The organism is Paraliobacillus zengyii, from assembly GCF_003268595.1.
Taxonomy (GTDB): Bacteria; Bacillota; Bacilli; order Bacillales; family Amphibacillaceae; genus Paraliobacillus_A; species Paraliobacillus_A zengyii.
Map to the genome: position 1 here is coordinate 198,157 of NZ_CP029797.1, position 6,844 is coordinate 205,000.

9 protein-coding genes (1 of these 9 cut by a window edge) are annotated in these 6,844 nt (G+C 36.7%); 6 read left to right on the plus strand and 3 right to left on the minus strand.

All coding sequences use genetic code 11. From position 1 onward, the window contains the following. The first annotated feature begins 1 nt into the window (after position 1). The 3 genes from truA to rpsI all read left to right on the plus strand — a co-directional run bounded on the left by truA (position 2) and on the right by rpsI (position 1,929). Complete coding sequence (truA, locus tag DM447_RS01020) at positions 2-748, plus strand: tRNA pseudouridine(38-40) synthase TruA (RefSeq protein WP_112179331.1); 747 nt, start codon at positions 2-4, stop codon at positions 746-748. Positions 749-1,081: 333 nt separating this feature from the next. Then, positions 1,082-1,516, plus strand: a complete 435-nt coding sequence (gene rplM, locus DM447_RS01025) for a 50S ribosomal protein L13 (protein ID WP_157967387.1) — start codon at positions 1,082-1,084, stop codon at positions 1,514-1,516. A gap of 20 nt (positions 1,517-1,536) precedes the next feature. Then, positions 1,537-1,929: a 30S ribosomal protein S9 gene (gene rpsI / locus DM447_RS01030; protein WP_112179334.1), complete on the plus strand. Its 393-nt coding sequence runs from the start codon at positions 1,537-1,539 to the stop codon at positions 1,927-1,929. A gap of 5 nt (positions 1,930-1,934) precedes the next feature. Here the strand turns inward: rpsI and adhP are convergent, their stop codons facing one another. Then, positions 1,935-3,011: an alcohol dehydrogenase AdhP gene (gene adhP / locus DM447_RS01035; RefSeq protein WP_112179336.1), complete on the minus strand. Its 1,077-nt coding sequence runs from the start codon at positions 3,009-3,011 to the stop codon at positions 1,935-1,937. Between the two features lie 187 nt (positions 3,012-3,198). On the opposite strand from adhP, the gene cwlD reads away from it, so the two are divergent. Both cwlD and DM447_RS01045 read left to right on the plus strand, forming a co-directional pair. Then, positions 3,199-3,909 (plus strand): N-acetylmuramoyl-L-alanine amidase CwlD, encoded by a 711-nt coding sequence (cwlD, locus tag DM447_RS01040; protein ID WP_112179338.1) that lies wholly within the window; start codon positions 3,199-3,201, stop codon positions 3,907-3,909. A gap of 87 nt (positions 3,910-3,996) precedes the next feature. Next, the gene (locus DM447_RS01045; RefSeq protein ID WP_112182608.1) at positions 3,997-5,040 is read left to right on the plus strand and encodes an Mrp/NBP35 family ATP-binding protein; all 1,044 of its coding nucleotides are present in this window, start codon (positions 3,997-3,999) and stop codon (positions 5,038-5,040) included. Positions 5,041-5,108: 68 nt separating this feature from the next. On the opposite strand, the gene gerD is transcribed toward DM447_RS01045, so the two are convergent. Together gerD and pdaB are read right to left on the minus strand one after the other, a co-directional pair. Then, positions 5,109-5,711 (minus strand): spore germination lipoprotein GerD, encoded by a 603-nt coding sequence (gene gerD / locus DM447_RS01050; RefSeq protein WP_112179340.1) that lies wholly within the window; start codon positions 5,709-5,711, stop codon positions 5,109-5,111. A 114-nt stretch (positions 5,712-5,825) separates the two neighbouring features. Next, positions 5,826-6,587, minus strand: a complete 762-nt coding sequence (gene pdaB / locus DM447_RS01055) for a polysaccharide deacetylase family sporulation protein PdaB (RefSeq protein ID WP_112179341.1) — start codon at positions 6,585-6,587, stop codon at positions 5,826-5,828. A 133-nt stretch (positions 6,588-6,720) separates the two neighbouring features. Here pdaB and DM447_RS01060 point away from each other — a divergent pair, with 133 nt between their 5' ends. After that, on the plus strand, positions 6,721-6,844 hold the 5' portion of the coding sequence (locus DM447_RS01060; RefSeq protein ID WP_112179343.1) for a hypothetical protein. The gene runs 101 nt beyond the window's last position; only the first 124 of its 225 coding nucleotides appear in the window; its start codon is at positions 6,721-6,723; its stop codon lies off the right edge, out of view.

The following is a 6,844-nucleotide window of genomic DNA, read 5'->3' on the forward strand; positions in this document are numbered from 1 at the left end:
AATGAAACGAATTATGTGTGTCGTAAGTTATGATGGGACAAATTATGCTGGTTATCAAATTCAAACAAATGGGATAGCGATCCAAGCAAAAATACAAGATGCACTTAAGTTGATGCACAAAGGGACAGCAGTGCAAATTACTTCTTCTGGAAGAACCGATGCCGGCGTCCATGCTGTGGGACAAGTCTTTCACTTTGATACCTTTTTATCGATTCCATCTGATAATTGGAAAAGAGCACTCAACACTCTGTTGCCGGATGATATTCACATTAATTCTGTAAAAGAAGTAGATAATAATTTCCATGCGCGATATGATTCCGTTTCAAAAGAATACCGTTATTTGGTTTTAAATAGCCCAGAACCTGATTTATTTAAAAGAAATCATATTTTACATGTTAAAGATAAGTTAGATGTAAGAGCTATGCAAGAAGCATGTCAATGGATAGAAGGGGAACATGATTTCTCAGCATTTTGTTCAGCAAAAACAGACCTAAAAGGTAGCAAAATTCGAACAGTTTACCAAGTTACTTGTGAGCAACAAGGCGATCAAATCACGTTCATTTTCAGAGGAAGTGGTTTTTTATATAATATGGTTCGGATATTAGTAGGAACATTGATTGGGATTGGTAAGGGTGTACATCGGCCTGAAGAAATGAAGGAAATGATTGAAAGTAAAAGTCGCGAGAAGGCGGGTATAACTGCCCCTCCAAATGGACTATATTTATGGAGAGTAAGATATCTAGAGTGATTTATATCTGTTATATTCTTTTGTAAATGTTATTGTCTCATAGACTTCAGTAGTTGAAAGCGCAGATGTAGGATTTGTGGCTTCGTCCGATCGCATCAGTTTTTAGCACAAAAATCATCTGAAAAAAATTTTTGTTAAAAAAACAACGGAACCGGTTGAACAGCTATTGACTTTAGGCACTAGTTGTTATATGATGATTTATGGCATTTTATTTCTAATCCACGATTGGCCCCGGAAGTTAGTTGTGTAGAATATAAGATCAAATCAAGCTAGCAATAGCAAATGAAACGTAATATCAATAGGTAAATATATATATTAGGAGGTTAACCCATAATGCGCACTTTCATGGAAAATGTAAAGGATGTAGAACGCAAATGGCTTGTAGTTGATGCAGAAGGTCAAACACTTGGTCGTTTAGCGAGTGAAGTAGCTACTTTACTTCGCGGCAAGCATAAAGTAACATACACACCGCATGTTGATTCTGGTGACCATGTCATCATTATAAACGCAGAGAAAATTCACTTAACTGGTAATAAATTAAATGACAAGATGTACTACCGTCATTCTAATCACCCAGGTGGATTAAAGTCTCGTAATGCAGACGAAATGCGAACTAAATATCCAGAACAAATGTTAGAGCTTACGGTAAAAGGAATGCTTCCAAAAGGTAGCCTTGGTCGTAACATGAACAAGAAATTACATGTATTCAGAGGTTCAGAACATACTCATCAAGCACAACAACCAGAAGTATATCAACTTCGCGGTTAATTAAAAGGAGGTAATGAATAGTGGCACAAGTACAATACTACGGTACCGGTCGACGTAAAAGTTCAACTGCTCGTGTACGTTTAGTTCCAGGAACTGGACGTATCATCGTAAACAAACGTGATGCGGAAGACTACTTCCCATACGAAACATTACGTACAATTATTAAGCAACCTTTAGCTTCAACAGAAACTGAAGGAACTTATGATGTTTTAGTAAATGTTCATGGTGGAGGTTTCACTGGTCAAGCTGGAGCAATTCGTCACGGTGTTTCACGTGCGTTGTTAGAAGCAGATCCAGAATATCGCGCTGTACTAAAGAGCGCTGGATTCTTAACTCGTGATTCTCGCATGAAGGAACGTAAGAAGTATGGTCTTAAAGGCGCACGTCGCGCACCACAGTTCTCAAAACGTTAATTTTATCAAAAAGCCCTCTTTCCTATATTGGAAAGAGGGCTTTTGTTTTTAGCATAAAAGTAGTTCTTTAAGTCTAGCACCATTCTTCCCTGAATAGTTCCAGATTCCATTTCTTTAAATATGTCATTAATATCTGCAAGTGGACGTGCTTGGACAACCGGGATGACTTTTTCTTCAGCACCAAACATAAAGGCTTCTTCTAAATCTTTTCTTGTCCCAACCAAGGAACCGATTACTTGTATACCATCTAAAACGGTTTTAACAATTGCTAAGTCCATTGTTTCTGATGGAAGTCCTACTGCAACAACTTTAGAGGTAGGGCGAACAGAATTAACAGCAGCATTAAATGCAACCTTGGATACGGCAGTTACCACCGCAGCATGAGCACCTCTTATTTCTTGTTGAATCCATTCTGCGGGATCCCCTTCTTTTTTAGAATTGAAGATTAAATCAGCACCAACTTCTTTTGCCAAAGCTAATTTATCATCATTTACATCAACTGCAATAACGCGTGCATTAAATACTTTTTTTGCGTATTGTACAGCTAAATTACCCAATCCCCCGACGCCATAAATAACTATCCATTCACCTGGCGCCACATCTGCAACTTTAATTGCTTTATAGGTAGTAACCCCGGCACAAGTAATACTAGTGGCTTGCTTAGGATCTAAACCATTTGGAACTTTAACGGCATAATCAGCTGTTACAATGCATTGTTCTGCCATTGCACCATCAACACTGTAGCCAGCATTTTTAACTTCTCTACAAAATGTCTCTTCACCTGTTACACAGTATTCACAATGTCCACATCCTTCAAAAAACCATGCAATACTAACACGATCACCTGGCTTTATAGACGTAACATCAGAAGCGACCTCTTTAACAATTCCAACACCTTCATGTCCAAGAATACGACCCTGTACATCGCCAAAATCACCTTTAGCTACATGTAAGTCCGTATGACAAACTCCGCAGTATTCAATGTCTACGAGGGCTTCTCCATTTTTAATGGAGCGAAGTAGACCTATTTCGCTAACTTCTACTAACTTATTGTTGTCTTTACTTACAACGACTGCTTTCATGAACATCCTCCTTTAACAATGTGAATTATTGAGCAAGTTCTACAAATTTATTATAAACCTATATTTTACCATGTGCAAGGGTTTAGAAATCTATTATTTGTAAACGGTGAGACTAAGCTGGTATAAATCTAGACCTTGTCCCATATAGTGAAGAATAAGAGAGTTATCGTTATGGGGAGGTAGACAGATGAATCAAGTAAGTAAGGTAATCTTATGGATAAGTGGTGCCGTTTTGTTGGTAATTTTAATTCAGTATCCTATTCAGCAATCAACAGATTCATGGGATTCTTGGTCACTTCCCATGGCTGGTCAAGTTATTGTTTTAGACCCTGGTCATGGTGGAGTCGATGGTGGTGCTGTTGGAGCTGATGAAACATTAGAAAAGGATATTACCTTAACTGTAACTAAAAAATTACGTGATTATCTGCAGCAATCAGGTGCATTGGTATATATAACAAGAGAAACTGATCGTGACTTGGCTGCTGATGATACAAATGGTATAGCACGACGTAAAGTAGAAGATATAAAAAATAGAGTGGCGTTTATTGAAGAAAAAGATCCGGACTTCTTTGTGAGCATTCATTTAAATGCAATCCCTTCCACAGAATGGTCAGGTGCGCAATCATTTTATTATCCAACTAATGAAAAAAGTAAGAGCCTAGCAAAGAATATACAAAGTGAAATTAAACGAAATTTAGAAAATACAAATCGAGAAGCATTGGCTTTAAATGGTATGTATTTGTTAAAGCATACAGAACAACCTGGTGCTTTAGTAGAAATAGGATTCTTATCTAACACGCATGAAAGAGAATTGTTAAAAACACAAGCTTATCAAACGAAAATGGCAGCCAGCATTTATGAAGGGATTTTAAATTATCTTACAGTTGAGAGTGAATAGACAAATAGAACTACGTTATCTCATCTCCCTATCAATATGTTATAATGTATTAAAGAGTACTGACTTTTGCGAAAGGGCGGTGTCATTTTGTTAACCAAAGAACAAGTGATAGAAAAATTAGATCCAGTCAAAGATCCATTTTTACATAGAACATTAGCAGAAACCGGTGGAGTTGTTGAAGTTATAGTTAAAGAGGAAAAGGAACATATTAGTATTAAGATAGCTATTGCTAAACCAAACACAGCTGAGCAAATGCAATTGCAACAGGAAGTTGTTAAGATACTTAAAGAAGCTGGTGTAAGAACAGTGGGCTTACGTTTCTCTCAACTACCTGATGAAGTGATAGAAAAATTCCAACCACAAGATGAATCAGCGCTAACATTATTAAGCGGGAACACAAAAACAAAGTTTTTAGCTATAGCGAGTGGAAAGGGTGGCGTCGGTAAATCGACTGTCACAGTTAATACAGCAGTTGCTTTAGCCGAATTAGGTAAGAAAGTCGGCATTATTGACGCAGATATTTATGGGTTTAGTATTCCAGATATGATGGGTGTAGAAAAGGGACCAACATTAAAAGGAAATCGCATTGTACCAGTTGAACGTTTTGGAGTACAAATGATCTCAATGGGATTTTTTGTTGAAGATAATTCTCCTGTTATTTGGCGTGGTCCTCGTTTAGGTAAAATGCTCAAGAGCTTTTTTACAGAGGTAGAATGGGATGATTTAGATTACTTGTTACTTGATCTTCCGCCAGGAACTGGAGATGTTGCATTATCATTGCATGGTATGCTTCCGGAATCAAAAGAAATAATAGTTACTACTCCTCATCCAACAGCAGCTTTTGTAGCGGCTCGCGCGGGCCAAATGGCTATTGATACCAATCATGATATTATTGGTGTAATTGAAAACATGTCCTATTTTGAGAGCAAGGTGACTGGTGAACGTGAGTATGTATTTGGACAAGGTGGCGGACAAAAGTTAGCTGACCAACTTGATACAGAGTTAATCGGTCAGCTTCCGTTAGCTCAACCTTACCATGAAGAAGGCTCTCATTCATCGATATACCAAGCGGATCATCCTATAGCTAAAGTCTATGCAGAGATTGCTTCGCATATTATAGAAAAATTTTGATGCAGTAAATATGGATACCAACTATTTAGTTGGTATCCATATTTTTTGAGTGCTCTTTTTTGGGCTTTTTATCCACTGCCTTCTTCTGACTCTGACGCAGCTCCTCCTTTACTTTCTGATGCTTTCATTTCCTCAGCCGCTTTTAAAATAACATCAGTCATTTCTGCTTTAAATAAAGGAGAGTTCATCGTTTCTTGTATTGTTTCTTGTAAATGTTCTCTGAATTGTTGCCCCTTTATTACAGTTGTTATTTGCTTTTCCATTTCTGGATTTGCCAGTAACTCAAGCATTTTCTTTTGGTATTCTGGATCGCTCATTAAGCCTTTTATAACAGCTTCTTGTTGATCAATCATTGATTGGGCAAAGCCTTCAACAAATTTTTGATCAGAGAACATTTTGTTCCAAAATTCCTTTCCTTTATCAGAGGTTAGTGCTTCTGATATGGCATCCTCTAGTACTTGTGACTCAATAACATACGTTTTCTGCATTTCTTCGTCGGCTAAGACATCTGTAATGGCCTTTTTACCTTCATCTGTTTTTAATATATCTGTCACCATTTTTTTTGTGGTATCATACGTTTCCTGATTGCTACCAGAAGTTTCGCCATTCCCTCCACAAGCGGAAAGGATAAACAAGGTAGTGAAACTTAGCATACATATTTTTTTAATCATTGCTCTAATATCCTCTCTAACATCTTTCTTACCTTTAATATGAGGATAGATTAAAATTTTATGTATGCTAAAAGATGACTGTGAAAAGATATAGATGGTAATGAAATAATATGGTTAATCGACCTCTTCATTAAGTGCTTTTGCTCTTGTAATTATTTCGGAAATGGTAACAAAGGAAAAACCCTTTTCTTTCAATCCTGGGAGAATTGTTTCTAATGCATCAGGTGTTTGCTTAACAGAATCAGATGCATTTAAAAGAATAATATCGCCATTATCGGTATTTGTCATGACGTGATCAATAATTTTATCGGTACCGGGGTTTTCCCAATCACGTGGATTTATATTCCACTGAATAACATCATATCCTTGGTTCTCAGCAAGCTCCAATACTTCTTCATTTAGGTGGCCACTTGGTGTACGTAATAAGGACAAGTCTGGATACCCTAATACTGTAAATATTTCGCTTGCTTTTGCAAGATCCTTTCTAACTTCTTCTATATCCTGTTGAAGATAGCTTTTATATCGATATCCCATCATGCCGACCTCATGACCATCGGCTTCAATCTTCTCAAGCAAGTCTGGATGGTGTTCCGCCCATTCCCCAATTATAAAAAAGGTTGCTTTGACATCATGCGCTTTTAATTTTTCAAGTGTAGGTTCAACCATTTCGCTCCCCCAACTTATATTAAAAGTTAGTGCAATAGAGGAATCATTTGGGTCTCCTTTACTTAAAGCGGCTGGATTATCCTTTGTTGAGAATACAGAAAAATCACTTTCAGATTCAATCCATAAAAATAAAGCAGTGAAAAGAGCTAAAAAAACTAATAAACCAACCCGTTTAATTCTTTTTAACTTAACTATAAAGAAATAGTTCATTATTTAATCTCCTTTTATGGGACTTGCTATATTTTATGAATAGATTTACTCAATATGAATAGAAAAGGTTTGAAATCTAATAAAAAAGAGAAATAATGAACATACAACTGTGATTAAGAAATGAGGAATGTATATGATAGGCATGCTTATAAACGATATGGAACAAAATGAGATAGAATATTTAATTAAACGAGAACTTGAAGAATTAATATTTGATATGGAAGATCACCGTATGGATCAGTTAGTTCGAAAAGCAA